This is a genomic window from Enterobacter cloacae complex sp. SHL018 (assembly GCF_049237905.1).
GTDB lineage: Bacteria > Pseudomonadota > Gammaproteobacteria > Enterobacterales > Enterobacteriaceae > Enterobacter > Enterobacter hormaechei_C.
On sequence record NZ_JBMKJE010000001.1, the window covers coordinates 1,233,744 to 1,258,419 of the forward strand.

Genomic DNA, 24,676 nt, shown 5'->3' on the forward strand with positions numbered 1-24,676 from the left:
GCGAGTGCTGCCTTTACGGGGTCACAATGTTAAACCAGAATTCAAATTTATCCATGTAACCGAGCATGGCATCAAGTTTTGCGGCATCGCCGGTCACTTTGATATCGCCGTTATCCTGCGCCTGTTTAAGCGTCACTTCTTTCAGGATGATTTTATTCAGCGTATCGCGGTTGAGGGTCACGGTCGCGTCAGCGTCTTTCGCTTCGGCGTTCGCCGTGTGGTTCAGCACGCCATTTTCCAGCTCCAGCTTGTATTTACCGCCGTCGCTGCCGAGGTCGATGTTAAACACCGATTTTGCATCCGCCGCTTTTTCACCGTTAATGTGCACCGCCAGATAGTCAAAGAACATTTCTGGCGTCATCGCGCGCACGGTATCCGGGCTGGCGGTGTTCGGGGTCGGTCCTTTCACCACGCCGTTACGCAGCTCCTGGGCGCCGGTCAGGTAGAAGTTACGCCACGGGCCTGATTCAGCCTGATAACCCAGCTGCTCCAGCGCATCCGCTTCCAGGTTTCGCGCGGCCTGATTATTTGGATCGGCAAAGACCACTTTGCTGACCACCTGAGCCACCCAGCGGTAGTTCCCCTGGTCAAAGTCGGTTTTCGCTTTGCTCAGGATGGCATCCGCACCGCCCATGTAGTCCACAAATTTCTTCGCGGCTTCTTCAGGCGGCAGTTCGTCCAGGGTCGCCGGGTTGCCGTCAAACCAGCCTAAATAGAGCACGTAGGTCGCTTTAACGTCATGGCTGACAGAACCGTAATAGCCACGGTTTGCCCAGGTATTGGCCAGGGAGTTTGGCAGTTTGAAGTTGGCGGCAATCTCGTCACGGGTCAGCCCTTCGTTCGCCATGCGCAGGGTCTGGTCGTTGATGTAGCGATACAGGTCGCGCTGGCTTTTCAGCAGGTTAACCACGTTGTCGTTGCCCCATGTCGGCCAGTGGTGCTGCGCCATAATGATTTCGGCTTTATCACCCCAGCGTACAATCGCCTGGTTGATGTATTTCGACCATGGCAACGGCTCACGAATTTTCGCGCCGCGCAGGGAGTAGGTGTTGTGCAGGGTATGGGTGACATCTTCCGCTGACTCGATCAGCTTTTTCTCTTCGATATACCAGAGCATCTCAGAAGGCGCTTCCGATCCCGGCGCGAGCATAAAATCATAGGTCAGGCCGTCGATCACCTCTTTCTGACCATCTTTCTCGATGATATTGGTCGGGGCGATCAGGGTCACCGTCCCGGCGGAGGTGGTGGTGCCGAGACCCGCGCCGACCTGGCCCTTCGCATCCGGCTTCAGCAGGTTGCCGTACATATAGCTGGCGCGGCGGCTCATGACGTTACCCGCCATGATATTCTCCGCGACGGCGGCCTCCATAAATCCGGCGGGCGCGTAGATTTTCACCTTACCGGACTTCACATCTGCTTCATCCACCACGCCGCGCACGCCGCCATAGTGGTCAACGTGGCTGTGGGTGTAAATAACGGCGACCACAGGCTTATTACCGCGATTTTTATAGTAAAGATCCATCCCGACTTTGGCCGTTTCCGCCGACACCAGCGGGTCGACCACGGTAATGCCTTCTTTACCTTCAATAATGGTCATGTTTGACAGGTCGAGGTTACGGATCTGGTAGACGCCTTCGGTCACTTCAAACAGACCGCTGATGTTAATCAGCTGGGACTGACGCCATAAGCTCGGGTTAACCGAGTCGGGCGCCTTATCGCCTTCTTTGATAAAAGCGTACTGCTGCGGATCCCAGACGGTGTTGCCTTGCTCACCTTTGATAATGTCCTGAGGCAGCGGGGCAATAAACCCTTTGTGGGCGTTGGTAAAATCGGTGTTATCGGAGAAAGGAAGCTGGTTGAAGAGTGCGTTGTTGGCCTGTTGCGTTGCTGCGGTGGCATCCTTAGGTGCTTCTGCGGCCCAGGCGGAACTGGCAGAAATAAAACATCCCGCCAGCGCGAGACTCCTGACGATCTCATTGATTCTCATCCTAAAACCTCTCAGTAAACTGTGACGTTGTTTGTGGGGACTTCGAATCCTGGTGAAAGTGTGTCAAGAAATGCAAAAGGATTAAGCGAGGTAACAATAACTATAATCGGGGAGAGTAATTCAGCAAGTAAGCGGATGAAAAACCGGGCATTACGCCCGGTCGGTGGGTTATTTCTGCTCTTTTTTCTTGCCGAGCGTTGGCGTCTCGTCAAAGAAATTCCACGGCTTGAGTAACGTGTGCACCCATTCCGTCGGCATTATCGGCCACTCCTCGGCGCGGGCGACATGGGTGGTGCCGGTGGTCATCCAGATGACGTTATCCTGGTCGTTCAGCGATTCGTTATCTTTGCTGTACTGGCCGAGGCCGGTATCGTGCGTGGAACGGTTCGGGTATTTTCCCTCCGGGTACATCTCGTCGGGATGGTAACGCGTCACCCACAGCTGTTTATCCATAAAGCTCAGGCGGTGATAAATCCACTCGTCCGGGGCAAACTTCGCGCCGGACGCTACCGGGTGTGTGCCGCCCGCGTAAGGGATGATCTGATACGAGACCGGGTTGCCCATGCGGTTCTCTTTGCTGGTATTGCTCAGCAGGCGGATGGTGCCCGGGTCAAACTTCTGCGCCGCCTGCTGTTCGGTATCAATATCATACTGATTAACCTGCATGGTGCTGGTGCGCGGTCCGCCAGCGGTGTTCGGTTTGACGTCCGGATCCATGGCCACCAGCTTATTGTTGATGCCGTCCACGTCCATATCCAGACGGAAGTTGTAGATGTGCTGGTGGGTGGTACCGACAATATTATGGTCGATCAGCGTTCCGTATCGGGTGTCATCCTTCGCGGTGGCATCATGCATGGTTTTCGTCTGCACGCCTTTCACCGCTTCAATGCCCGTAGCCCCTGCATCAATGCCGATAGTGCCGTTTTCGTGGAATACCCAGTCGAAGATGTAATCGTAGTTACCCACGGTGCTGACCCAGCGCACCACCAGCTCGCGGCGTTCGGTGCTGACGTTGGGTTTACCTAATTCCTGATGCTTATATTCCGGCCCGGCGTAACGCTCGAAAATGGCGATCGCCCTGGGGATCTCCATTGGCGCGCCGGTGTAATCCGGGATGGTTTCGTTGAGCATCACGGCGTTAGACGGAACATCCTTGCCGCGCACCAGCGGGGAGGTCAGGGTACCCATGCCGTAATCGCCGGAGTCCAGATAGGCTTTAAAGTACCAGCCGATATCCGGGTCGCCGTACGGCACAATCATGCCGCCGAGCGATCCCTGATACATCACCTGTCGCTTTTTGCCGTTGTCGTTATAGGTCACGGTGGAGATTATCGGGCCGACGCGTGAGTCCAGGCTCAGATGAAAATCCCAGTTCTGCCAGTGCACCCTATCCCCGGTGATGGTGTAGTTCTTGCCTTCCGGCTCGATAATTTCCAGCGGTTTTTTCACCGTTTCAACGCGGTCGCGGCCATCATAAGGGCGCGGCGTGAGCGGAACCGGCACGACCGGGCCTTCCTCAATCTTCTGGATTTTCTTCTGCTCGAGATCCACCACCGCAACCAGGTTTTCGATCGGGTGCGCCCAGTAGTTACCGTCGCCCACGTCGAGATAGCTGATCACTTTCAGCAGGCGGTCTTCCTGTTTCAGCCCATCCTTGCCGTCAAAAAAGCCGACGGTAAGCGGAGTGGTGATCACTTTCTTCGGGTCGGTAATGCCGCGCTTTTTCAGCACGGCGGCAAACTCCGGGCTTTCATTGATGATCTGCTGCACGGTATTGAAGTCATCCAGCAGCACCATGCCGTGCGCGTCTTTGATCGGCTCCCAGCGGAGGATCTTTTTGTCCTTCAGATCCACCCGGCTTTCGATGATGTGTTTACCATCAAGCATGATGATATTGGCCTGGCGGGGCGCATCCACCGCCGTGCCGTTAAGCACAAAGTCCCAGACTTTGGCCTTTTCTGGCTCCGCCAGCGCAATCTGGGTAAAGCGGGTATTGGGTTTAAAATCCGCAGAGGCTTTCACAATGGCTACGGCCTGGTTGATTTCATCAGCCGTCAGCGCGTTTAACGGGTGGGGGCTTTTTTCAACCTGGAATGTCTGATCAAGACCGGACTGAAAAACATCGTTGATAAAGGTCTCCGGGATAAACGCCTTATTGTTCTTCATCACCACGGGCACCTGGAGCGTCAGCGGTTTGCCGTTAACGATGGCGGTGTTTGCGCCGGGTTTGACCTTCACAAAGGCACCGTCTTTGACGATGGTGAACATCTGGGCGTAATCATCCCACTGCACGTCCGCGCCAAACGCCTGAAGCGTTTTGTCCATCGGGACCATATGCGCCTCGCTGCCGTGAGCGTAAACAGGGGATTGCCAGGCGCAACAAAGCGCAACGGCCATGGCCAGTGCCGTTCTACGGGCAGAAAAAGAAGAATTGCTTCCCATCGCAGACCTCATCTTGTTGTGTTTATTGTGTTGTGTCAGCCTTATCCTGACAGGCGCGCACGAAAAGCGTTTGCCTGCATCTGCCAGGTTGTTTGTCAGTCTTGCCAGGTTAAAAAAAGAGCGGGGGTGCATCACACCCCCGGTCAGGTAGTTGTAGGCCGGGTAAGCGGAGCGACACCCGGCAAGAAAGAGGTGTGTCAGAAGTCACCCTGCTGGCGCGCCACCAGCGTCAGGATGGAGTAGAGCGCCACGGCCTGCTGGTGCTGGTTGAAGATCTCCACCGCCCATTCCACCACGCCGGTGGGTTTTTCCTCGGCAGTGCGCTGTTTCTTCAGCGTTTTACGTTTACAGGTCAGGCGCACCTGAATGGTATCACCCGGCTTGACCGGCTCGATAAAGCGCAGGTTTTCCATGCCGTAGTTGGCAATAACCGGCCCAACCCCGGCATCGACAAACAGCCCCGCCGCGGCGGAAATCAGGAAATAACCGTGTACCACGCGCTCGCCAAAAATCGACTCCGCCGCGCCAATTTTGTCCATATGGGCGTAGAAATGATCCCCGCTCAGGCAGGCAAAATTCACGATATCCGCTTCCGTCAGGGTACGACGCGGGGTCAGCAGGCTGTCGCCCGGCTGTAACTCCTCGAAGTATTTACGGAACGGATGAACGCGATCTTCCTGCACCTCCGCGCCACGGACCCACTGTTTACCGATCGCGGCGAGCATGGACGGGCTGCCCTGAATGGCCGTGCGCTGAAGATAGTGCTTCACCGCGCGCAGGCCGCCCAGCTCTTCGCCGCCGCCCGCACGTCCCGGACCACCGTGCACCAGCTGCGGCAGCGGTGAACCGTGGCCGGTGGATTCTTTCGAGGATTCCTGGTTGAGGATCTGAATACGTCCGTGGGCGCGCGCTGCCCCGGCAATAAACTGCCGCGCCACGCGGGTATCTGCCGTAACCAGCGTTCCCGCCAGGCTGCCGCCACCCGCCCGCGCCAGCTGCATGGCGTGTTCGGTGTTACGGCAGGGCATCAGGGTTGCGACGGGGCCAAAGGCTTCGGTGGCGTGGACGGCCGGGGTTTCGTCCGGCTGCGGGCAGAACAGCAGGGTGGGCGGGAAGAATGCGCCAGCCGCCTGCAAATCGGCTTTACCACCCAGACGGATCTGGCAGCCCGCGGCAAGCAGATGATCGACTTTTTCCTGCACGTCAGCACGTTGCTCACCGTTGACGAGGGCCCCCATCTTCACCCCTTCCTGGGCCGGATCGCCGACGACCACTTTCTCCAGCCGCGCAATCAGCGCCTGGCTGACGGCGTCAATCTGCGCTTCCGGCACGATGATGCGGCGGATGGCGGTACATTTTTGCCCGGCTTTGGCAGTCATCTCGCGCACCACTTCGCGAATAAACAGTGCAAACTCCGGGTGTTCCGGCGTCACGTCCTCACCCAGCACGCAGCAGTTAAGAGAATCTGCTTCCATGGTAAACGGAATGGAATGCGCGACGATATTCGGGTGGACGCGCAGACTCTGCCCGGTGCTGGCCGAACCGGTAAACGTCACCACGTCCTGGCTGTCGAGCTGGTTCAGCAGATCGCCCGCGCCACCGCAGATCAGGCTGATGGCGCCGTCGGGCACCAGTCCGCTCTCGACGATCGCTTTCACCATCGCCTGAGTCACCTGCGCGGTGGCGGTGGCGGGCTTGATGATGGCGGGCATCCCGGCAAGCCAGGTGGGCGCGAGCTTTTCCAGCATCCCCCAGCACGGGAAGTTGAACGCGTTGATATGCACCGCCACGCCGGATTTCGACGTTAACACGTGACGTGCCGCAAAGCCGCCTTCCTTCGACAGTGGGATCAGTTCATCCTCCGGCCACAGGGTATCGTCCGGCAGCTCACGGCTGCCGAGGCTTGCGTAGGTGAAGAGGGTGCCGATACCGCCTTCAATATCCACCCAGCTGTCGGCCTTCGTCGCGCCGGTCTGAGCTGACAGGGCATAAAAGCGATCCTTCAGGCTCAGCAGATGTTTGGCCACCGCCTTCAGCATGGCGGCGCGCTCGATAAAGCTCATTGCGTGGAGCGCTTCTCCGCCGTGTTCAATGGCGTAACGGCGCGCGACCGCCATATCCAGCCCTTCGCTGGTGACTTCAAATAGCGTTTCCCCGCTGATGGCGTGGGTGATGGTGCGCTCGCGGCCCCGGCCTGATTGCCAGGTGCCGGACAAGAAGCTGGCTAACTGCTGCATTTCTTCTCTCCAGATGTTTCGTAATTTCACTATAAATAGTTTGATCGCGAATCATAAAAATCAAGCTGAGTTTTAATGAATTGTTAACGCTGTGATCTGTATTGCTTAACCTGACCACCCAGAAGCCTTGCGTTATCGGCCTTTCATGAAAAGGCTTGCGAGCGTCGTCACAAAATAAACAAACGCTTCTTGGGGTTATATTTAACCTTTGTGTAACTTTTAATAAACCAAATGATTCACCATTTTGCTATTTGTGGTGATTTAACGAATCACAAAGGTGGTTATGTGACGCAAGAACAACGCTTTGAGCAACGCATCGCACAGGAGACGGCCATCGAGCCGCAGGACTGGATGCCGGATGCCTACCGCAAGACGCTGATCCGCCAGATTGGACAGCACGCCCATTCTGAGATTGTCGGCATGCTGCCGGAAGGAAACTGGATCACCCGCGCGCCGACGCTGCGCCGGAAAGCCATTCTGCTGGCGAAGGTGCAGGACGAAGCCGGACACGGCCTGTACCTCTACAGCGCGGCGGAAACGCTGGGCTGCGCCCGGGAGGACATCTATCAAAAGATGCTCGACGGCAAGATGAAATACTCCTCCATCTTCAACTATCCGACCCTGAGCTGGGCCGATATCGGCGTCATTGGCTGGCTGGTGGACGGGGCGGCCATTGTGAACCAGGTGGCGCTGTGTCGTACGTCTTACGGTCCGTATGCCCGGGCGATGGTGAAAATCTGTAAAGAAGAGAGCTTCCACCAGCGTCAGGGTTTTGAGGCCTGCATGGCGCTGGCGCAGGGCAGCGAAGCCCAGCGGCAGATGTTGCAGGACGCCATCAACCGTTTCTGGTGGCCCGCGCTGATGATGTTTGGACCCAACGACGACAACTCCCCAAACAGCGCCCGCAGTCTGGCCTGGAAGATCAAACGCTTTGGCAACGATGAGCTTCGCCAGCGATTCGTGGACAACACGGTGCCTCAGGTGGAGATGCTCGGCATGACCGTGCCGGACCCCGACCTGCGTTTCGATGAAGCGAGCGGCCACTACCGCTTCGGCGAAATCGACTGGCAGGAATTTGACGAGGTGATCACCGGGCGCGGGATCTGCAACCACGAACGTCTGGCCGCAAAACGTAAAGCTTGGGACGACGGCGCATGGGTGCGTGAAGCCGCTCTGGCCCACGCGGAAAAACAACGCGCCCGCCAGGCCGCATAAGAGGAATCAACCATGAGCAATGTTTACTGGCCGTTATACGAAGTTTTTGTCCGTTCGAAGCAGGGGCTGTCGCACCGGCATGTGGGCAGCCTTCACGCTGCCGACGACCGCATGGCGCTGGAAAACGCGCGCGATGCCTATACCCGCCGCAGCGAAGGCTGTTCCATCTGGGTGGTGAAGGCGAGTGAAATCGTCGCTTCCCAGCCGGAAGAGAGCGGGGAGTTTTTCGATCCGGCGGAAAGCAAGGTCTACCGCCATCCGACGTTTTACACCATCCCTGATGGCATCGAGCATATGTGAGGTTGGGGATGAACAACGTATCTGCTTATGCCCTGCGTCTGGGCGACAACGGTCTGGTGCTCTCACAGCGTCTGGGCGCCTGGTGCGGCCACGCGCCGGAGCTGGAAATTGACCTGGCGCTCGCCAATATCGGCCTTGATCTGCTCGGGCAGGCGCGCAATTTCCTGACCTACGCCGCTGAACGGGAGGGTAAGGGCGATGAAGACACCCTGGCCTATGGCCGCGATGAGCGTCAGTTCCGCAATCTGCTGCTGGTGGAACAGCCAAACGGCAGCTTCGCTGACACCATTGCCCGTCAGTATCTGATGGATGCGTGGAACGTGGCGCTCTACGAGCGGCTGATCCATAGCAGCGACAGTCAGCTTGCCGCCATCGCGGCAAAAGCCATTAAGGAGGCACGCTATCACCTGCGCTTTAGCCGCGGCTGGCTGGTGCGGCTGGGGGACGGAACAGAAACCTCCGCACAAAAAATGCAGCAGGCGGTGGATAGCCTGTGGCGCTTTACGGCTGAACTGTTCGACGCCGACGACGTCGAGCTGGCGCTAATTGATGACGGCGTGGCGGTTGATCCGCGCGACCTGCGGGACCCGTGGGAGCGCGAAGTGTTTGCTGGCCTGGCGGAAGCCACCCTCCGCGTGCCCGAAGAGGTGGCGTATCGCACGGGCGGCAAGAAGGGGCTACATACCGAACACCTCGGGCCGATGCTGGCAGAGATGCAGTATCTCCAGCGCGTTTACCCCGGCCAGCAGTGGTAAAGGAGGACGCCATGCAACGCCTCGTCGACATCGCGCCTGCACAAATCCCGCAGATTTGGGCGCTGTTAAGCCAGATCCCCGACCCGGAAGTGCCGGTGCTGACCATCACCGACTTAGGCATGGTGCGCAGCGTGAAGGCGCAGGGGGAAGGCTGGGTCATCGGCTTCACGCCAACCTATTCGGGCTGTCCGGCAACGGAGCATCTGCTGGGGGCGATCCGCGAAACCCTGACCGGAAACGGCTTTAGCCCGGTACATATTGTGCTGCAACTGGAGCCCGCCTGGACCACCGACTGGATGACCGACGATGCCCGCAGGCGCCTGCGTGAATATGGCATCAGCCCGCCTGTCGGCCATAGCTGCCATGCCCACGTTCCCGCGGAGGTGAGCTGCCCGCGCTGTGCGAGCACCGATACCTCGCTTATCAGTGAATTTGGTTCTACGGCCTGCAAAGCGCTCTACCGCTGCAATACCTGCCGTGAGCCCTTCGACTATTTCAAATGTATTTGAGGCTGCCATGACAACGTTTCATTCATTAACAGTGGCAAAAGTAGAACCCGAAACCCGCGACGCGGTGACCATTACCTTCGCGGTGCCGCAGGCGTTACAGGAGGCGTACCGCTTCCGTCCCGGTCAGCATCTGACCCTGAAAGCCAGTCCTGGCGGGGATGAACTGCGCCGCTGCTACTCCATCTGCCGGAGCACCGCGTGCGGTGAGATCAGCGTGGCGGTCAAAGCCATCGAGGGCGGACGTTTTTCCCGCTATGCCCGGGACGAGATCAAACCGGGCATGGCGCTGGAGGTAATGGTGCCCCAGGGGCATTTTGGCTACCAGCCGCAGGCCGAACGCGAAGGCCACTATCTGGCGATTGCCGCCGGGTCCGGGATCACCCCGATGCTGGCGATTTTGTCCGCTACGCTGGCCACTGAAGCCCACAGCCACTTCACCCTGATTTACGGCAACCGCAGCAGCCAGAGCATGATGTTCCGCCGGGCGCTGGCGGACCTGAAAGATAAATACCCGCAGCGTTTGCAGCTGATCGCCATCTTCAGCCAGGAGACGCTCGACAGCGATCTGCTCCATGGCCGCATTGACGGGGAAAAGCTCCAGGCGCTGGCAAAAACGCTGGTGAATTTCCGTCAGTACGATGAAGCCTTCATCTGCGGCCCGTCGGCGATGATGGATGAGGCCGAAGCGGCGCTGCAAGCGCTGGGTATGCCGGAAACAGCGATCCATCTTGAGCGCTTTAACACGCCGGGTACCGCCGTTAAACGGACAGCCAGCGTGCAGGCCGACGGGCAGAAGGTCACCGTCCGTCAGGACGGGCGCGACAGGGAGATCACCCTGACGGCGGACGACGAGAGCATTCTTGACGCGGCCCTGCGTCAGGGGGCGGATCTGCCTTACGCCTGCAAGGGCGGCGTATGCGCCACCTGCAAATGCAAAGTGCTGCGCGGAAAAGTCGATATGGCGACCAACTACAGCCTGGAGCCGGACGAGCTGGCCGCAGGCTATGTGCTGAGCTGTCAGGCGCTGCCGTTAACCGCCGATGTTATCGTCGATTTTGATGCGAAGGGGATGGCATGAGTGAACTGATTGTCACCCGTCACGGTCGCGTGTTGCAGCTGACGCTTAACCGTCCGGCGGCGCGCAACGCGCTCAACAATGCGCTGCTCCTGCAAATCGCGGAGCAGCTTGAGGCCGCCGCCGCGGATGCTGAGATCGCCGTCTGCGTGGTGTACGGCAACGAACGCTGCTTTGCCGCCGGGGCCGATCTCAACGAAATGGCGGAGAAAGACCTGCCCGCCACCCTGAACGATATCCGTCCGCAGCTGTGGGCGCGGATCAACGCCTTCACCAAACCGCTGATTGCCGCCGTGAACGGCTTCGCGCTGGGGGCAGGCTGTGAGCTGGCGCTGCTCTGCGATGTCGTGATTGCTGGCGATAACGCCCGTTTTGGCCTGCCGGAAATCACCCTCGGGATCATGCCGGGCGCAGGCGGCACCCAGCGGCTGATCCGCAGCGTGGGTAAATCGCTGGCCAGCAAAATGGTGCTGACGGGCGAAAGCATCACGGCGGTTCAGGCGCACAGCGCCGGGCTGGTCAGCGACGTCTACCCGGCCTCGCTGACGCTGGAGTACGCCCTGAAACAGGCGGCGCTGATGGCGCGCCACTCGCCGCTGGCGCTACAGGCGGCGAAGCAGGCGCTTCGCCAGTCGCAGGAAGTCCCGCTTCAGGCCGGGCTGGCGCAGGAGCGTCAGCTGTTTGCGCTGCTCGCGGCCACCGACGATCGCCGGGAAGGTATCAACGCCTTTTTACAAAAACGCACCCCAGACTTTAAAGGACGCTAATTGTGGAATCTATTCTGAGCCATGTTGAGCAGGGCGTAATGACCATTACGCTGAACCGCCCGGAGCGCCTGAACAGCTTTAACGACGTCATGCACCAGCAGCTTTCCGAATGCCTGAAGCAGGCCGAACGCGATGACGCTATCCGCTGCCTGCTGATCACCGGGGCAGGACGCGGTTTCTGCGCCGGGCAGGATCTTAACGACCGTAACGTGGACCCGAACGGCCCCGCGCCCGATCTGGGCATGTCCGTTGAGACTTTTTACAACCCGCTGGTGCGCCGCCTGGCAAAACTGCCGAAGCCGGTGATTTGCGCGGTTAACGGCGTGGCGGCGGGCGCGGGGGCCACGCTGGCCCTCGGCTGCGACATGGTGATTGCGGCCCGTTCAGCCAGCTTTGTGATGGCCTTCAGCAAGCTCGGGCTGGTACCGGACTGCGGCGGAACCTGGCTGCTGCCGCGCGTGACCGGACGCGCCCGCGCCATGGGGCTGGCATTGCTGGGCGATAAGCTCAGCGCCGAGCAGGCACAGGCCTGGGGAATGATCTGGCAGGTGGTGGACGACGACCAGCTCTCCGGCACCGCACAGCAGATGGCGCTGCATTTTGCCTCGCAGCCGACCTTTGGCCTGGGCTTGATCAAGCAGGCGATCAACGCCGCCGAAACCAATACCCTCGACGCCCAGCTTGATCTGGAGCGCGACTATCAACGTCTGGCCGGACGCAGCGACGACTACCGGGAAGGCGTCAGCGCGTTCCTGGCAAAACGCGCGCCGAACTTTACGGGGAAATAAGATGGTGAATATCCATACGGTCGCCGTCATTGGCAGCGGCACCATGGGCGCCGGGATTGCCGAAGTGGCAGCCAGCCACGGTCATCCGGTTCTGGTGTACGACATTGACGCAGCGGCGATTTCCCGCGCCGTCGACGGCATTCGCCAGCGGCTCTCCTCTCGCGTTGCGCGCGGAAAACTCTCTGCCGACGCCGGGGAACAGATCCTCGCCCGCCTGACGCCGGTGACGAATATCAGTGCTCTGGCGAAAGCCGATCTGGTGATCGAGGCGGCCTCCGAGCGGCTTGAGGTAAAAAAAGCGCTGTTTACCCAGCTGGCAGAGGTCTGCCCGCCGCAGACGCTGCTTGCCAGCAATACCTCGTCCATTTCCGTTACCGCGATTGCGGCGGAGATAAACCACCCTGAACGCGTCGCCGGGCTGCACTTCTTCAATCCTGCTCCGGTGATGAAGCTGGTGGAAGTGGTCAGCGGACTGGCGACCTCTCCCGAAGTGGCCGATGCACTGTGCGAGCTGGCGCTGAGCTGGGGAAAGCAGCCGGTACGCTGCCAGTCCACGCCGGGGTTTATCGTCAACCGCGTGGCGCGCCCGTTCTACTCGGAAGCCTGGCGCGCGCTGGAGGAGCAGGTGGCAACGCCCGAGGTGATCGACGCCGCCCTGCGAGACGGCGGGGGCTTCCCGATGGGGCCGCTTGAGCTGACGGACATGATTGGTCAGGACGTTAACTTTGCCGTGACCTGCTCCGTGTTTAACGCCTTCTGGCAGGAGCGTCGTTTTCTGCCGTCGCTGGTGCAGCAGGAGCTGGTGCTGGCCGGGCGTCTGGGCAAGAAAAGCGGGCAGGGCGTTTACCGCTGGCAGGAGGAGAAACCCGCCGTCAGCTGGCTCGCCCCGGTCAGCGACAGCTTCAGCCCGATGCGCGTTCAGCGAAGAAGTGACGGTGTCACGGAAATCGACGATCTGTTGCTGATCGAAACGCAGGGTGAAACCGCGCAATCGCTGGCGTTGCGCCACGGCTGCCCGGTGGTGGTGGTCGACCGCATCGAGCGGGATGTGGCCGTGATAGCCGCCGCACCCGGCAATCCGCACGCCGCCACGCAGAAAGCCATTTACTGGTTGCAGCACCAGGAGAAACGGGTGGTACAGATTGCCGATTACCCCGGCCTGCTGGTCTGGCGCACGGTAGCGATGATTGCCAACGAAGCGCTGGACGCCCTGCAAAAAGGGGTCGCCAGCGAGCAAGACATCGATACCGCCATGCGCTTAGGGGTCAACTATCCCTGCGGGCCCATCGCCTGGGGCGAGCGCCTTGGCTGGCAGCGTCTGTTAACGCTGCTGGAGAATCTGCAACGTCACTACGGCGAGGAACGCTATCGCCCCTGTTCACTGCTGCGCCAGCGTGCGCTTCTGGAGAGTAGCTATGAGTCATAACGCCTGGCATAACGCCCGCGCGATGTACGAACGGGACGCCTGCGCGCAGGCGATGGGGATGGACATTATCGACATGGGCGAGGGCTACGCGGTGGTGACCATGACCATCACCCCGCAGATGCTCAACGGGCATAAAACCTGCCACGGCGGACAGCTGTTCTCGCTGGCCGATACCGCCTTTGCCTACGCCTGCAACAGTCAGGGGCTGGCGGCGGTGGCCTCAGGCTGCGCCATCGATTTTCTGCGTCCGGGCTTTGCCGGAGATAAGCTCACCGCCACCGCGCGGGTGAAGCATCAGGGCAAACTGACCGGCGTGTATGACATTGAAATTCAGAACCAACACCAGAAAACCGTCGCGCTTTTTCGTGGGAAATCTCACCGCACCGGCGGCAGTGTGACAGGAGAAGCCTGATGCGTGACGCATTTATTTGTGAGGGGGTGCGTACCCCGGTTGGTCGCTACGGCGGAGGATTATCCAGCGTGCGCGCCGATGACTTAGGTGCCGTGCCGCTGCGTGCGCTGCTGTCGCGTTACCCGCAGCTCGATCTGGAGCGCATAGATGACGTGATCTTCGGCTGCGCGAATCAGGCCGGGGAGGATAACCGCAACGTGGCGCGCATGTCGGCGCTGCTGGCCGGGCTGCCGCAGACGGTATCCGGCACCACCATTAACCGCCTGTGCGGCTCCGGTCTGGATGCCATTGGCTTTGCGGCGCGCGCCATCAGGGCCGGGGATGGCGATCTGCTGATCGCCGGTGGCGTCGAATCCATGTCCCGTGCGCCGTTCGTGATGGGCAAAGCCACGGCGGCGTTTCAGCGTCAGGCGGAGATCTTCGACACCACCATCGGCTGGCGATTTGTGAATCCGCTCATGCATCAGCAATACGGAACTGACAGCATGCCGGAAACGGCAGAGAATGTAGCGGAATTGTTAAATATAAGCCGTGCCGATCAGGACACATTTGCCCTGCGCAGCCAGCAGCGCACCGCGCGGGCGCAGCAGAATGGCGTTCTGGCGCAGGAGATTATCCCGGTACAGGTGGCGGGCAAAAAAGGTGCGGTAACGGAAGTGAGCGTGGACGAGCATCCGCGCGCCGAAACCACCCTGGAACAGCTTGCCGCGCTGAAAGCCCCGTTCCGTAAGAACGGTGTGGTGACGGCGGGGAACGCCTCTGGCGTCAACGACGGGGCGGCGGCGCTGATTATCGCCAGCGAGCCCATGGCGCTTGCCCAGGGGTTAACCCCGCGCACCCGCATTGTGGCCATGACGACAACGGGCGTCGAGCCGCGCCTGATGGGATTAGGCCCGGTGCCCGCCACCCGCAAGGTGCTGGAGCGTGCCGGACTCAGTATCACCGATATGGACGTCATTGAGCTTAATGAAGCCTTCGCCGCACAGGCGCTGGGCGTGCTGCGTCAGCTGGGCTTGCCGGATGACGCGGAGCATGTCAACCCGAACGGCGGGGCGATCGCGCTAGGTCATCCGCTGGGAATGAGCGGTGCCAGACTGGCGCTGGCCGCAAGCAATGAATTGCACCGACGCGGCGGGCGCTACGCGCTGTGTACGATGTGCATCGGTGTGGGTCAGGGCATTGCCATGATCCTTGAGCGTGTGTGAGCGAACAATAATGTGAGTACCCTGCGATGATAAATACAACAAAGCTTGATCCGATCGAAACCGCGTCCATTGATGAATTGCAGGCGTTGCAGACCGCGCGCCTGAAGTGGACGCTGCACCACGCCTACAACAACGTTCCGATGTACAAACGCAAGTTTGATGCCGCGGGCGTTCACCCTGACGACTTCACCGAGCTGGCGGACCTGCAAAAATTCCCGTGCACCACCAAGCAGGATCTGCGCGACAACTACCCGTTTGATACCTTTGCGGTGCCAATGGAACAGGTGGTACGCATCCATGCCTCGTCGGGCACCACCGGAAAGCCGACCGTGGTGGGGTATACCCAGAATGATATCGACAACTGGGCCAATATCGTCGCCCGTTCCCTGCGCGCCGCCGGGGGCAGCGCGAAGGATAAAATTCACGTCGCCTACGGTTACGGGCTCTTCACCGGCGGGCTGGGGGCGCACTACGGTGCCGAGCGTCTGGGAGCGACGGTGATCCCGATGTCCGGCGGCCAGACGGAGAAGCAGGCGCAGCTGATCCGCGATTTCCAGCCGGATATGATCATGGTGACGCCGTCTTACTGCCTGAACCTGATTGAAGAGCTGGAGCGTCAGATGGGCGGCGATGCCAGCGCCTGTTCCCTGCGCGTCGGCGTGTTTGGCGCCGAGCCGTGGACGCAGGCGATGCGCCGCGAAATTGAAAAACGGCTGGGCATTACCGCGCTGGATATCTATGGTCTCTCCGAAGTGATGGGGCCGGGCGTGGCGATGGAGTGTCTTGAAACCGCCGACGGCCCGACCATCTGGGAAGATCACTTCTTCCCGGAGATCGTCAACCCGAATGACGGCACGCCGCTGGCCGACGGCGAGCAGGGCGAACTGCTGTTCACCACGCTGACCAAAGAGGCGCTGCCGGTGATCCGCTACCGCACCCGCGACCTGACGCGCCTGCTGCCGGGCACCGCACGCACCATGCGTCGGATGGATCGCATCAGCGGGCGCAGCGACGACATGCTCATCATTCGCGGGGTTAACGTCTTCCCGTCACAGCTGGAAGAGGAGATCGTTAAGTTCGAACACCTTTCGCCGCACTATCAGCTGGAGGTGAACCGCCGCGGGCATCTTGATTCACTTTCGGTGAAGGTCGAGCTGAAACAGAGCAGCTTAACGCTGACTCATGAACAGCGCTGTCAGGTCTGCCATCAGCTGCGTCATCGGATTAAATCGATGGTGGGGATCTCGACCGACGTGATGATCGTGAACTGCGGCAGTATACCGCGCTCCGAGGGTAAAGCCTGCCGGGTGTTTGATTTGCGTAAAGTGGCAGCCAACGGTTGAATTTCCCTCACCCCAGCCCTCTCCCAAAGGGAGAGGGTGTATTAAGTTCCCTCTCCCTTTGGGAGAGGGTTAGGGTGAGGGTACACCCCAGATTCGTATGCTATGATTCATCCAGGAAAAAAATAACAACAGAATGAATCACATGAATAAACTTGATGCCTTTATCCAGCACGCAGTCAGCTCTGTTCCCGTCAGCGGAACGTCGCTTATCTCCTCGCTGTATGGCGATGCGCTTTCCCATCGCGGCGGAGAGATCTGGCTCGGCAGCCTGGCGGCTCTGCTGGAAGGGATGGGTTTCGGGGAGCGCTTTGTGCGCACCGCGCTGTTTCGCCTCAACAAAGAGGGCTGGCTGGACGTGTCCCGCATTGGCCGCCGCAGCTTTTACCATCTCAGCGACAAGGGGCTGCGTTTGACCCGCCGCGCGGAAAATAAAATCTACCGTGCGGAACTGCCGGCGTGGGATGGTAAATGGCTGCTGCTGCTTTCCGAGGGGCTGGATAAAACCACGCTCGCGGACGTGAAAAAACAGCTCATCTGGCAAGGGTTCGGCACGCTGGCGCCGAGCCTGATGGCCTCGCCGTCGCAGAACCTGGCGGACGTGCAGTCTCTGCTGCATGACGCGGGCGTGGCGGAAAACGTCATTTTCTTTGAAGCCCATTCGCCGCTGGCCTTGTCACGCGCGGCGCTACGATCCCGCGTGGAAGAGTGCTGGCAGCTGACCGAGCAAAACGCGATGTACGAAACGTTTATCAACTCGTTCCGTCCGCTGCTGCCGCTGCTGAAAGAGGCGCCGCCTGAGGATTTGACCCCGGAACGCTGCTTCCAGATCCAGCTGTTACTCATTCATTTTTATCGTCGCGTGGTGCTGAAAGATCCGCTGTTGCCGGAGGAGTTACTTCCTGCGCACTGGGCGGGCCAGAGTGCGCGACAGCTGTGCATTAACATCTACCAGCGCGTGGCGGCGGGAGCCCTGGCGTTTGTCAGTGAGAAGGGGGAAACCTCCGTGGGCGAGCTGCCCGCTCCCGGCACGCTTTATCACCAGCGTTTTGGTGGTCTGAATATCACATAAGGAGAGGGTATGCCTGTTTATCAAATTGATGGTCTGACGCCGGTCGTGCCTGAAGAGAGCTATGTTCACCCGACCGCGGTGCTGATTGGCGACGTGATCCTCGGAAAAGGTGTTTACGTGGGCCCTAACGCCAGCCTGCGCGGTGATTTTGGCCGGATCGTGGTGAAAGACGGCGCGAACATCCAGGATAACTGCGTGATGCACGGTTTTCCGGAGCAGGACACGGTGGTGGAAGAGGACGGGCATATCGGCCACAGCGCGATCCTGCACGGCTGCATTATCCGCCGTAATGCGCTGGTGGGGATGAATGCGGTCGTGATGGACGGCGCGACGATCGGCGAAAACAGCATCGTCGGGGCGGCGGCGTTTGTGAAGGCCAAAGCGGAGATGCCTGCGAATCACTTAATTCTTGGCAGTCCGGCGAAAGCGATTCGTGAGTTAAGCGCGCAGGAAATAGAGTGGAAAAAGCAGGGCACGCGGGAGTATCAGGTACTGGTGGATCGCTGTAAGCAGACGCTGCATCAGGTGGAGCCGCTGCGGGAAGAAGAGCCCGGACGCAAACGGCTGGTCTTCGATGAGAATTTACGGCCCAAGTCGGCTGGCCGGGATAAATAAGGCCGTTCGTTCGCGCACGTTGATCAAGGCGTGAAGATGAACTTAATACGCTTCCGGCAGGGGCCGGTCAATCGACACCAGCTTTCCGCGCTTCATGGTGATATAGCCCCCGGCTTTGAGATCTGCCAGCACGCGAAAGACATGCGTGCGTGACAGGTTAGTGCGCTTAATGATAAACAGCGCCAGGCCCTCATTCTCTCCCGTGTGGGTCTCCTGCCGATAGAGATAGCGGTACAGCATCGGTTTTATGGTCTGGTAGCTGGTGACCTGCCTGCGTTCATTGTGCAGGTCGATGGTGAAAATGGACATGTAGGTCAGTATGGTGGCCAGCGCCTGCATGCGCTCAGACCCGCCCTCGAAAAATAGCTGGTCGAAGTCGGCCCAGGCTATTCTCACCAGCTTCACCTTTGCACTGCTGCGATATTCATACTTCGCCAGTGGACAATACCTTTCCATTAACCCTATCGGCATATACTCGATAGTATTGCCAATATTTAGGCCATCATCAGGCATTAATATTGTCAGCGATCCTTCAGTGCAAAAATAGATATAGCCAGGCTCGACGGTGAATTTTTTATTTGCGGCAACGGTTAAGGCCTCGCCTTTACAAAGCATGTGCGGAAAGAATTGCCCAATATTGAGTTGCTGATAATAGGTATGGATATCCTGAAAATTCACGCTAAGCCTCTCCCCGCAACGTCTGCCGTGGTAACGAGTATAGCAGCAATAGCCCCCGGATTACGAACCGATAAATAACCAGTCCCATATGGGACTATGATGAGAAAGTATTCTGATTAGAATGGTCGTCAATGAGTTCGCATTAAAATTATCCGCCAACAGTAAATATCCAGGCGGCGCAATTAATCTACGAGGCCATTCAATGAAATTAACCCTAATTGCTAAACATCTGGCGCTTGCCGGTGTGTTGACGTCGCTGTCGCTTTCCGCGTTTGCGGAAGTGAAGCCGCAGGATGCCACTGCCACAACCCGGCAGGCAAATAACGCCCTGTATAACAAATTACCGTTTGCCGATAAAACCGACTTTGAGAACGCCCATAAAGGTTTTATCGCCCCGCTGCCACAAAACATGATTAAAGGCGAGCAGGGGAACGTTATCTGGAACCCGGCGAAATATGATTTCGTGAAAGAGGGTGAAAAAGCCCCGGATACGGTAAACCCGAGCCTGTGGCGTCAGTCACAGCTGATCAACATTGGCGGGCTGTTTAAGGTCACCGACGGCGTTTATCAGATCCGCAATCTCGATCTCTCCAACATGACCATCATTGAAGGCGAGAAGGGCATCACCGTTATCGACCCGCTGTTAAGCGCTGAACCGGCGAAAGAAGCGCTGGATCTCTACTATGCAAACCGCGGCAAGAAACCGGTCGTCGCTGTGGTGATCACCCACAGTCACGTCGACCACTACGGCGGCCTGCGCGGTGTGGTTGACGAAGCCGACGTGAAGTCCGGCAAAGTGAAGATCTACGCCCCGGAAGGCTTTATGAAAGAAGCGGTTTCCGAAAACATTATGGCCGGGAATGCGATGAGCCGCCGTGCGAGCTATATGTACGGCAACCTGCTGAAGCCGGATGCAAAAGGCCAGGTGGGGGCGGGTCTTGGCACCACCACCTCTGCGGGTACGGTGACCCTGATCCCGCCGACCAACTACATTACCCATACCGGCCAGCAGGAAGTGATTGACGGGCTGACCTACGACTTTATGATGGCGCCGGGCTCAGAAGCCCCGTCCGAAATGCTGTGGTATGTCAAAGAGAAGAAAATGATCGAAGCCGCAGAGGACGTGACCCATACCCTGCACAACACCTACTCCCTGCGCGGCGCGAAAATCCGCGATCCGCTGGCCTGGTCTAAGTACATCAACGCCGCCATTGAGCGCTGGGGCGCGGACGCGGAAGTGATTATTGCGCAGCACCACTGGCCGACCTGGGGCAACGAGAATATCGTCAAGCTGATGAAAGGCCAGCGCGATATGTATCGCTACATCAACGACCAGACCCTGCGTATGGCAAACAAGGGGCTGACCCGCGACGAGATCGCCGCCGAATTTACACTGCCGGAATCGCTGGAAAAACAGTGGGCGAGCCGCGGCTATTACGGTTCCGTCAGCCACGACGTCAAAGCCACCTACGTGTTTTATCTCGGCTGGTTCGACGGCAACCCGGCTACCCTCGACGAACTGCCGCCTGAACAGGCTGCGAAGAAGTTTGTGGAATACATGGGAGGGGCCGATGCCATCATGCAGAAAGCCAAAGCTGACTATCAGCAGGGCAACTACCGCTGGGTGGCGCAGGTGACCAGCAAAATTGTCTTCGCCGATCCGCAGAACGCTACGGCACGTAATCTGGAAGCCGACGCGCTGGAGCAGTTAGGTTACCAGGCGGAAGCGGGCACCTGGCGTAACTTCTACCTGACCGGCGCGCAGGAACTGCGTAATGGCGTGAAGAAGCTGCCGACGCCGAACACCGCCAGCCCGGATACCGTGCGGGCGATGACTCCGGAAATGTTCTTCGACTACCTGGGCGTGCACATCAACGGGGTGCGGGCCGGTAACGCGAAAGCGGTCTTTAACATCGATCTCGGTAAGGATGGCGGCAAATACAAGCTGGAGCTGGAAAACGGCGTGCTGAACCATACCGCCAACGCGCAGGCGAAGGATGCCGACGCAACCATCACCCTGGACCGCACCACGCTGAATGACATCATCCTTAAGAAAGAGACGCTCAAGCAGGCGATGGACAAGGGTGACGTCAAGGTGAGCGGAGACAGAGCGAAGCTGGAAGAGATGCTGAGCTACATGGACACATTTGACTTCTGGTTCAATATTGTCACGCCATAAGTTTAGCGTTCATCCTGGTTAATCCTGGCGCCTTATTACGATAAGGCGCCATTTTTTTCATTCACGCATCGCCAGCGCGCTGGCGCTTGCCGGATCGAACAGCGAAATACTCTCGATCTGATCCAGCATGATCACTTTGCGAAAATCCATGGCGCTTTTGGGCTCCGAATCGAGCGTAATGTCATGCTCGGCATACCATTTGCTGTAGTTATGTTCGATACAGAGCTGCATGTTCTTCCCGTCACGGTAGCCGCTCAGCATCGGAATAAGCACGATATTGGCCGTTTTTTCATACTCCAGCGTGGCGGTATGGATCATGCCAATATAGATCCGCCGCGATTTCAGCGTGACGTGCGCCAGTTCACCTTCCTCCATGCACTGATAGAGCAGCTGTTCAATCCCGCTCGACTGCGCCAGCCGCTTGTACAATTTTTTCCGGCCCTCACCGTCCAGCCGCGCGCTTCCGGCCCAGTTCGAGCGGTAGAGACAAAACAGGATCGCGAAGGTCAGCATCACCACCACCGGGGCCTGAATCCCCAGGAAGCTCCAGTTCATAAAATCAATTTGCCAGTCGGCATATTTTGCTGACGTGAAATGGAACGTGTTATCGGCGGCGGAGAGGGCGAACAACAGCAGCCACAGCAGGCCGGTGGCGATCACCCCCTGAAGAACAAAAATACAGCCATACAGTGCAACAAGAAAATAGACGTCCCAGCCAAAGGATCGCTTGATTTTAAACCGTGTTGAGAGGTCGCGGCTGGTGTACCAGTACCCGCATACCATCAATACCATGAATATTGCCGTTCCCATTTCAGGCCCTCTTCAGCGCGTTGACATGGCGCAGAAAGTCCTGCCGTACTTCGTGGTTTTTGTAGTTAACCGAGGCGTTTCCATCCTGATCGATGATGATGCGGTCGCCATCCTCTACGGCTTCGATAATTTCCTGGTGACTCATGACCTGCAACAAGGATTCCGGGCTGGAAAAGAGCGTCATCAGTAAATGTTTCATCGCGTGACATCCTTATGAATTAAAAGGATAAGTCTGGAAGATAAATGGCACCTTTGCCTTAAGGTTATCCCTAAAAAAACGGCAGCCTGGCGGCGAAATTCATATTTTTCACAAAATGGTTGTGCGTGGTGATATTCCATGTAACTGAAAAATAATAAGAATAAAAAATATACCTGCGCAAACTTGGACAAATAAAGTTAATTGTGTAAGTTTAAATTATGCGATTCCGCTACGTTGTTTACACCCAGGATGTGACCCATGAGCACGTTGCCGTCCGTCATCAGTCGGTTCGTTGATTACTACGCCACGCTGGATACCCAGCCACCTTCGGCGCTGGCGGGGATTTATCGCGCCGATGCCACGCTTATCGATCCCTTTGGCGAACACAGCGGGGTGTTCGCGATTCAGCGCTATTTCACCCATCTGCTGGCTAACGTTCAACACTGTCGCTTTACCGTCGATGCACCGTTGCAGCAGAGCGATCGCTTTGTTGTCACCTGGATGATGCACTGGTCGCACCCGCGTATCGCCGGGGGGGCAATGCGCCAACTGCCGGGCTGCTCCGTGGTAGACATGCGCGACGATCGCATTGTTCGCCAGCGGGATTACTACGATGCCGGAGAGATGATTTACGAACATCTCCCGATACTCGGTTGGGCCGTGCGCGGCGTGAAGCGAAGAGTGAAATCATGAAAACGGTTCTGATCACCGGCGCAAGCTCGGGCATCGGGGCGGGGCTGGCGAAATCGTTTGCCGACGATGGTTACCGGGTGATTGCCTGCGGGCGCGATGCGCAACGTCTGTCAGCCGTCCATCAGCACAGCCCCAACATCACGGTGCGCCTGTTCGATATGACAGACAGGGACGCCTGTCGGCAGGCGCTGGCGGACTGTACTGCCGACACGGTGATTCTCTGCGCCGGAACCTGCGAGTATCTCGACCGCGGCGAGGTGGATGCCGAGCGGGTGGCGCGGGTCATGACCACCAATTTCATCGGGCCGGTAAACTGCCTTGCGGCGTTGCAGCCGCAGCTGGTATCCGGCAACCGCGTGGTGCTGGTCAGTTCGATGGCGCACTGGCTTCACTTCCCGCGAGCCGAAGCGTATGGCGCCTCTAAAGCGGCGTTAACCTGGTTTGCCGACACGCTGCGCCTCGACTGGGAACCGAAAGGGATTGCCGTCACGGTCGTTTCACCCGGTTTTGTCGACACGCCGCTGACCCGCAAAAACGATTTCCCGATGCCGGGCCGGGTCAGCGTAGAGCACGCCGTCCACGCCATTCGTCGCGGTCTGGCAAAAGGGAAGGATCACATCGCGTTTCCCGCCGGAATCAGCCTGGCGCTGCGCCTGCTTTCCGGCCTGCCCGATGTACTTCAGCGCACACTGCTGCGCAGGATGGTGCGATCATGAAAATCGCAATTATCGGCAGCGGCATCGCCGGGTTAACCTGTGCCTGGCGGCTCGCCGGACATCACCAGGTTACGCTGTTTGAAGCGCAGGCCACGCCGGGCGGCCATACCGCAACGGTGGATGTCGACACGCCGCAGGGCACCTTTGCCATCGACACCGGTTTTATCGTCTACAACGACCGCACCTATCCGCGCTTCATGGGGCTGCTCAGCGAACTGGGCATCAGCGGGCAAAAAACGCAGATGAGCTTTTCGGTGCACAACCCGCAGAGCGGGCTGGAGTACAACGGGCACACGCTGACGTCGCTGTTCGCCCAGAGACGTAATCTGCTCAACCCTGCCTTCTGGACGCTGCTGAAGGAGATCGTGCGCTTTAACCGGCTGGCGAAACAGACGCTCCGGGGCGAAGTCGATGGTTCCGCCACGCTGGAAACGTTCCTGCGCCAGCACCGCTTTACGCCCTTTTTTGCGCGCCACTACATCCTGCCCATGGGGGCGGCTATCTGGTCGTCGTCGCTACAGGAGATGAAACGCTTTCCGCTGCCGCTCTTTTTACGCTTTTTTGAAAACCACGGTCTGCTGGACATGACCCATCGTCCGCAGTGGTACGTGGTGCCAGGCGGCTCCAGGGAGTATATCCGCGCGATGCTGGACACGCTCGGCGATCGCCTGACGCTGCACCTCAACGCGCCGGTCCAGCAGGTTATTCGCCACGATCGTGGGGTTGATATTGCGCGTGAGGGCGTAACAGACACCTTTGATCAGGTGATCTTCGCCTGCCACTCCGCTCAGGCGCTGGCGATGCTCGCCAGCCCAACGCAGGCTGAACGCGAGGTGCTGGGGGATATTGGCTGGCAGCGTAACGAGGTGGTGCTTCACCGCGATCCGCGCTGGCTGCCGGTACGCGAACGCGCGTGGGCGAGCTGGAACTACCGCCTCAGCGAGCAGGATCAGGCCAGCGCCTGCGTCACCTACAACATGAATATCTTGCAGGGACTGCCGCCGGGCAGCCCGCTGTTTTGCGTCACCCTCAACCCGGAAACGCCGGTGGAGGAACGCTTTGTGCTGCGCCGCTTTGTCTATGAGCATCCGCTTTTTAACCCGAAAAGCTGGCACGCTCAGGCCCGGCGCGGCGAAATAAACGGTCGCCAGCGGAGCTGGTTCTGCGGCGCGTACTGGTACAACGGCTTCCACGAAGATGGCGTACGCAGTGCGCTGGATGTGGTCAACGCTATCGCGGCCGGGGAGGGCAACTGA

The 24,676-nt window shown here is 58.8% G+C and carries 23 protein-coding genes; 17 read left to right on the top strand and 6 right to left on the bottom strand.

Going from position 1 to position 24,676, the window contains the following annotated elements:
* Window positions 1-13: 13 nt before the first annotated feature.
* From ACOTY5_RS06075 to paaZ, 3 genes are all read right to left on the bottom strand, one after another.
* Window positions 14-1,987, bottom strand: a complete 1,974-nt coding sequence (locus ACOTY5_RS06075) for an alkyl/aryl-sulfatase (RefSeq protein WP_023296555.1) — start codon at window positions 1,985-1,987, stop codon at window positions 14-16.
* Window positions 1,988-2,155: 168 nt separating this feature from the next.
* Entirely contained in the window at window positions 2,156-4,429 is a 2,274-nt protein-coding gene (tynA, locus tag ACOTY5_RS06080) for a primary-amine oxidase (RefSeq protein WP_023296556.1), read from the bottom strand.
* Between the two features lie 197 nt (window positions 4,430-4,626).
* Window positions 4,627-6,666, bottom strand: coding sequence for a phenylacetic acid degradation bifunctional protein PaaZ (gene paaZ / locus ACOTY5_RS06085; protein ID WP_062933940.1), 2,040 nt, complete (start codon window positions 6,664-6,666; stop codon window positions 4,627-4,629).
* 285 nt (window positions 6,667-6,951) lie between these two features.
* On the opposite strand from paaZ, the gene paaA reads away from it, so the two are divergent.
* From paaA to paaY, 13 genes are all read left to right on the top strand, one after another.
* A complete protein-coding gene (gene paaA / locus ACOTY5_RS06090) occupies window positions 6,952-7,881 on the top strand; it encodes a 1,2-phenylacetyl-CoA epoxidase subunit PaaA (RefSeq protein WP_032103760.1) in 930 nt (309 codons plus the stop codon).
* Between the two features lie 12 nt (window positions 7,882-7,893).
* Window positions 7,894-8,181 (top strand): 1,2-phenylacetyl-CoA epoxidase subunit PaaB, encoded by a 288-nt coding sequence (paaB, locus tag ACOTY5_RS06095; protein ID WP_003857353.1) that lies wholly within the window; start codon window positions 7,894-7,896, stop codon window positions 8,179-8,181.
* Window positions 8,182-8,189: 8 nt separating this feature from the next.
* Window positions 8,190-8,936 carry a 1,2-phenylacetyl-CoA epoxidase subunit PaaC gene (gene paaC / locus ACOTY5_RS06100; protein ID WP_015570597.1) on the top strand — a complete coding sequence of 249 codons (747 nt, stop codon included), beginning with the start codon at window positions 8,190-8,192 and terminating at the stop codon, window positions 8,934-8,936.
* Between the two features lie 11 nt (window positions 8,937-8,947).
* On the top strand, window positions 8,948-9,445 hold the full coding sequence (paaD, locus tag ACOTY5_RS06105) for a 1,2-phenylacetyl-CoA epoxidase subunit PaaD (RefSeq protein ID WP_003857347.1): 498 nt from the start codon (window positions 8,948-8,950) through the stop codon (window positions 9,443-9,445).
* Between the two features lie 7 nt (window positions 9,446-9,452).
* Window positions 9,453-10,523: a 1,2-phenylacetyl-CoA epoxidase subunit PaaE gene (gene paaE / locus ACOTY5_RS06110; protein ID WP_017384514.1), complete on the top strand. Its 1,071-nt coding sequence runs from the start codon at window positions 9,453-9,455 to the stop codon at window positions 10,521-10,523.
* Window positions 10,520-11,287 (top strand): 2,3-dehydroadipyl-CoA hydratase PaaF, encoded by a 768-nt coding sequence (paaF, locus tag ACOTY5_RS06115; RefSeq protein ID WP_045141540.1) that lies wholly within the window; start codon window positions 10,520-10,522, stop codon window positions 11,285-11,287. Before paaE ends, paaF begins: the two co-directional genes overlap by 4 nt.
* Window positions 11,287-12,075, top strand: coding sequence for a 2-(1,2-epoxy-1,2-dihydrophenyl)acetyl-CoA isomerase PaaG (gene paaG / locus ACOTY5_RS06120; protein ID WP_108720730.1), 789 nt, complete (start codon window positions 11,287-11,289; stop codon window positions 12,073-12,075). The genes paaF and paaG overlap by 1 nt, the downstream gene beginning before the upstream one ends.
* A gap of 1 nt (window position 12,076) precedes the next feature.
* The gene (gene paaH, locus ACOTY5_RS06125; RefSeq protein WP_045141539.1) at window positions 12,077-13,501 is read left to right on the top strand and encodes a 3-hydroxyacyl-CoA dehydrogenase PaaH; all 1,425 of its coding nucleotides are present in this window, start codon (window positions 12,077-12,079) and stop codon (window positions 13,499-13,501) included.
* Complete coding sequence (gene paaI / locus ACOTY5_RS06130; protein ID WP_017693477.1) at window positions 13,491-13,913, top strand: hydroxyphenylacetyl-CoA thioesterase PaaI; 423 nt, start codon at window positions 13,491-13,493, stop codon at window positions 13,911-13,913. Before paaH ends, paaI begins: the two co-directional genes overlap by 11 nt.
* A complete protein-coding gene (gene pcaF / locus ACOTY5_RS06135) occupies window positions 13,913-15,118 on the top strand; it encodes a 3-oxoadipyl-CoA thiolase (RefSeq protein WP_045141538.1) in 1,206 nt (401 codons plus the stop codon). Before paaI ends, pcaF begins: the two co-directional genes overlap by 1 nt.
* 26 nt (window positions 15,119-15,144) lie before the next feature.
* Window positions 15,145-16,461, top strand: coding sequence for a phenylacetate--CoA ligase PaaK (gene paaK, locus ACOTY5_RS06140; RefSeq protein WP_017693475.1), 1,317 nt, complete (start codon window positions 15,145-15,147; stop codon window positions 16,459-16,461).
* Between the two features lie 133 nt (window positions 16,462-16,594).
* Window positions 16,595-17,530 (top strand): phenylacetic acid degradation operon negative regulatory protein PaaX, encoded by a 936-nt coding sequence (gene paaX, locus ACOTY5_RS06145; protein WP_045141537.1) that lies wholly within the window; start codon window positions 16,595-16,597, stop codon window positions 17,528-17,530.
* A 9-nt stretch (window positions 17,531-17,539) separates the two neighbouring features.
* On the top strand, window positions 17,540-18,145 hold the full coding sequence (gene paaY, locus ACOTY5_RS06150; RefSeq protein WP_006810541.1) for a phenylacetic acid degradation protein PaaY: 606 nt from the start codon (window positions 17,540-17,542) through the stop codon (window positions 18,143-18,145).
* A 42-nt stretch (window positions 18,146-18,187) separates the two neighbouring features.
* Here the strand turns inward: paaY and ACOTY5_RS06155 are convergent, their stop codons facing one another.
* Window positions 18,188-18,823 carry a helix-turn-helix domain-containing protein gene (locus ACOTY5_RS06155; protein WP_023296565.1) on the bottom strand — a complete coding sequence of 212 codons (636 nt, stop codon included), beginning with the start codon at window positions 18,821-18,823 and terminating at the stop codon, window positions 18,188-18,190.
* Window positions 18,824-19,025: 202 nt separating this feature from the next.
* Here ACOTY5_RS06155 and ACOTY5_RS06160 point away from each other — a divergent pair, with 202 nt between their 5' ends.
* The gene (locus tag ACOTY5_RS06160; RefSeq protein WP_045141536.1) at window positions 19,026-21,002 is read left to right on the top strand and encodes an alkyl/aryl-sulfatase; all 1,977 of its coding nucleotides are present in this window, start codon (window positions 19,026-19,028) and stop codon (window positions 21,000-21,002) included.
* A 57-nt stretch (window positions 21,003-21,059) separates the two neighbouring features.
* Here ACOTY5_RS06160 and ACOTY5_RS06165 read toward each other — a convergent pair whose 3' ends face one another.
* Entirely contained in the window at window positions 21,060-21,812 is a 753-nt protein-coding gene (locus ACOTY5_RS06165; RefSeq protein ID WP_022651152.1) for a hypothetical protein, read from the bottom strand.
* A gap of 1 nt (window position 21,813) precedes the next feature.
* The gene (locus ACOTY5_RS06170) at window positions 21,814-22,011 is read right to left on the bottom strand and encodes a hypothetical protein (RefSeq protein WP_045141535.1); all 198 of its coding nucleotides are present in this window, start codon (window positions 22,009-22,011) and stop codon (window positions 21,814-21,816) included.
* Window positions 22,012-22,269: 258 nt separating this feature from the next.
* Between ACOTY5_RS06170 and ACOTY5_RS06175 the strand changes: the two genes are divergently transcribed.
* The 3 genes from ACOTY5_RS06175 to ACOTY5_RS06185 are packed head-to-tail and all read left to right on the top strand — an operon-like array spanning window position 22,270 to window position 24,676.
* Window positions 22,270-22,704 carry a nuclear transport factor 2 family protein gene (locus ACOTY5_RS06175; protein ID WP_023303688.1) on the top strand — a complete coding sequence of 145 codons (435 nt, stop codon included), beginning with the start codon at window positions 22,270-22,272 and terminating at the stop codon, window positions 22,702-22,704.
* Window positions 22,701-23,420, top strand: a complete 720-nt coding sequence (locus tag ACOTY5_RS06180; protein WP_045141534.1) for an SDR family NAD(P)-dependent oxidoreductase — start codon at window positions 22,701-22,703, stop codon at window positions 23,418-23,420. Before ACOTY5_RS06175 ends, ACOTY5_RS06180 begins: the two co-directional genes overlap by 4 nt.
* On the top strand, window positions 23,417-24,676 hold the full coding sequence (locus ACOTY5_RS06185; RefSeq protein ID WP_045141533.1) for an NAD(P)/FAD-dependent oxidoreductase: 1,260 nt from the start codon (window positions 23,417-23,419) through the stop codon (window positions 24,674-24,676). The genes ACOTY5_RS06180 and ACOTY5_RS06185 overlap by 4 nt, the downstream gene beginning before the upstream one ends.

Excerpts from the sequence above, each read along its gene's own strand:
- ACOTY5_RS06075 (WP_023296555.1), bottom strand. The coding sequence starts at position 1,987 with ATGAGAATCAATGAGATCGTCAGGAGTCTCGCGCTGGCGGGATGTTTT.
- tynA (WP_023296556.1), bottom strand. The coding sequence starts at position 4,429 with ATGGGAAGCAATTCTTCTTTTTCTGCCCGTAGAACGGCACTGGCCATG.
- paaZ (WP_062933940.1), bottom strand. The coding sequence starts at position 6,666 with ATGCAGCAGTTAGCCAGCTTCTTGTCCGGCACCTGGCAATCAGGCCGG.
- paaB (WP_003857353.1), top strand. The coding sequence starts at position 7,894 with ATGAGCAATGTTTACTGGCCGTTATACGAAGTTTTTGTCCGTTCGAAG.
- paaC (WP_015570597.1), top strand. The coding sequence starts at position 8,190 with ATGAACAACGTATCTGCTTATGCCCTGCGTCTGGGCGACAACGGTCTG.
- paaD (WP_003857347.1), top strand. The coding sequence starts at position 8,948 with ATGCAACGCCTCGTCGACATCGCGCCTGCACAAATCCCGCAGATTTGG.
- paaE (WP_017384514.1), top strand. The coding sequence starts at position 9,453 with ATGACAACGTTTCATTCATTAACAGTGGCAAAAGTAGAACCCGAAACC.
- paaF (WP_045141540.1), top strand. The coding sequence starts at position 10,520 with ATGAGTGAACTGATTGTCACCCGTCACGGTCGCGTGTTGCAGCTGACG.
- paaH (WP_045141539.1), top strand. The coding sequence starts at position 12,077 with ATGGTGAATATCCATACGGTCGCCGTCATTGGCAGCGGCACCATGGGC.
- paaI (WP_017693477.1), top strand. The coding sequence starts at position 13,491 with ATGAGTCATAACGCCTGGCATAACGCCCGCGCGATGTACGAACGGGAC.
- pcaF (WP_045141538.1), top strand. The coding sequence starts at position 13,913 with ATGCGTGACGCATTTATTTGTGAGGGGGTGCGTACCCCGGTTGGTCGC.
- paaK (WP_017693475.1), top strand. The coding sequence starts at position 15,145 with ATGATAAATACAACAAAGCTTGATCCGATCGAAACCGCGTCCATTGAT.
- paaX (WP_045141537.1), top strand. The coding sequence starts at position 16,595 with ATGAATCACATGAATAAACTTGATGCCTTTATCCAGCACGCAGTCAGC.
- paaY (WP_006810541.1), top strand. The coding sequence starts at position 17,540 with ATGCCTGTTTATCAAATTGATGGTCTGACGCCGGTCGTGCCTGAAGAG.
- ACOTY5_RS06160 (WP_045141536.1), top strand. The coding sequence starts at position 19,026 with ATGAAATTAACCCTAATTGCTAAACATCTGGCGCTTGCCGGTGTGTTG.
- ACOTY5_RS06165 (WP_022651152.1), bottom strand. The coding sequence starts at position 21,812 with ATGGGAACGGCAATATTCATGGTATTGATGGTATGCGGGTACTGGTAC.
- ACOTY5_RS06170 (WP_045141535.1), bottom strand. The coding sequence starts at position 22,011 with ATGAAACATTTACTGATGACGCTCTTTTCCAGCCCGGAATCCTTGTTG.
- ACOTY5_RS06175 (WP_023303688.1), top strand. The coding sequence starts at position 22,270 with ATGAGCACGTTGCCGTCCGTCATCAGTCGGTTCGTTGATTACTACGCC.
- ACOTY5_RS06180 (WP_045141534.1), top strand. The coding sequence starts at position 22,701 with ATGAAAACGGTTCTGATCACCGGCGCAAGCTCGGGCATCGGGGCGGGG.
- ACOTY5_RS06185 (WP_045141533.1), top strand. The coding sequence starts at position 23,417 with ATGAAAATCGCAATTATCGGCAGCGGCATCGCCGGGTTAACCTGTGCC.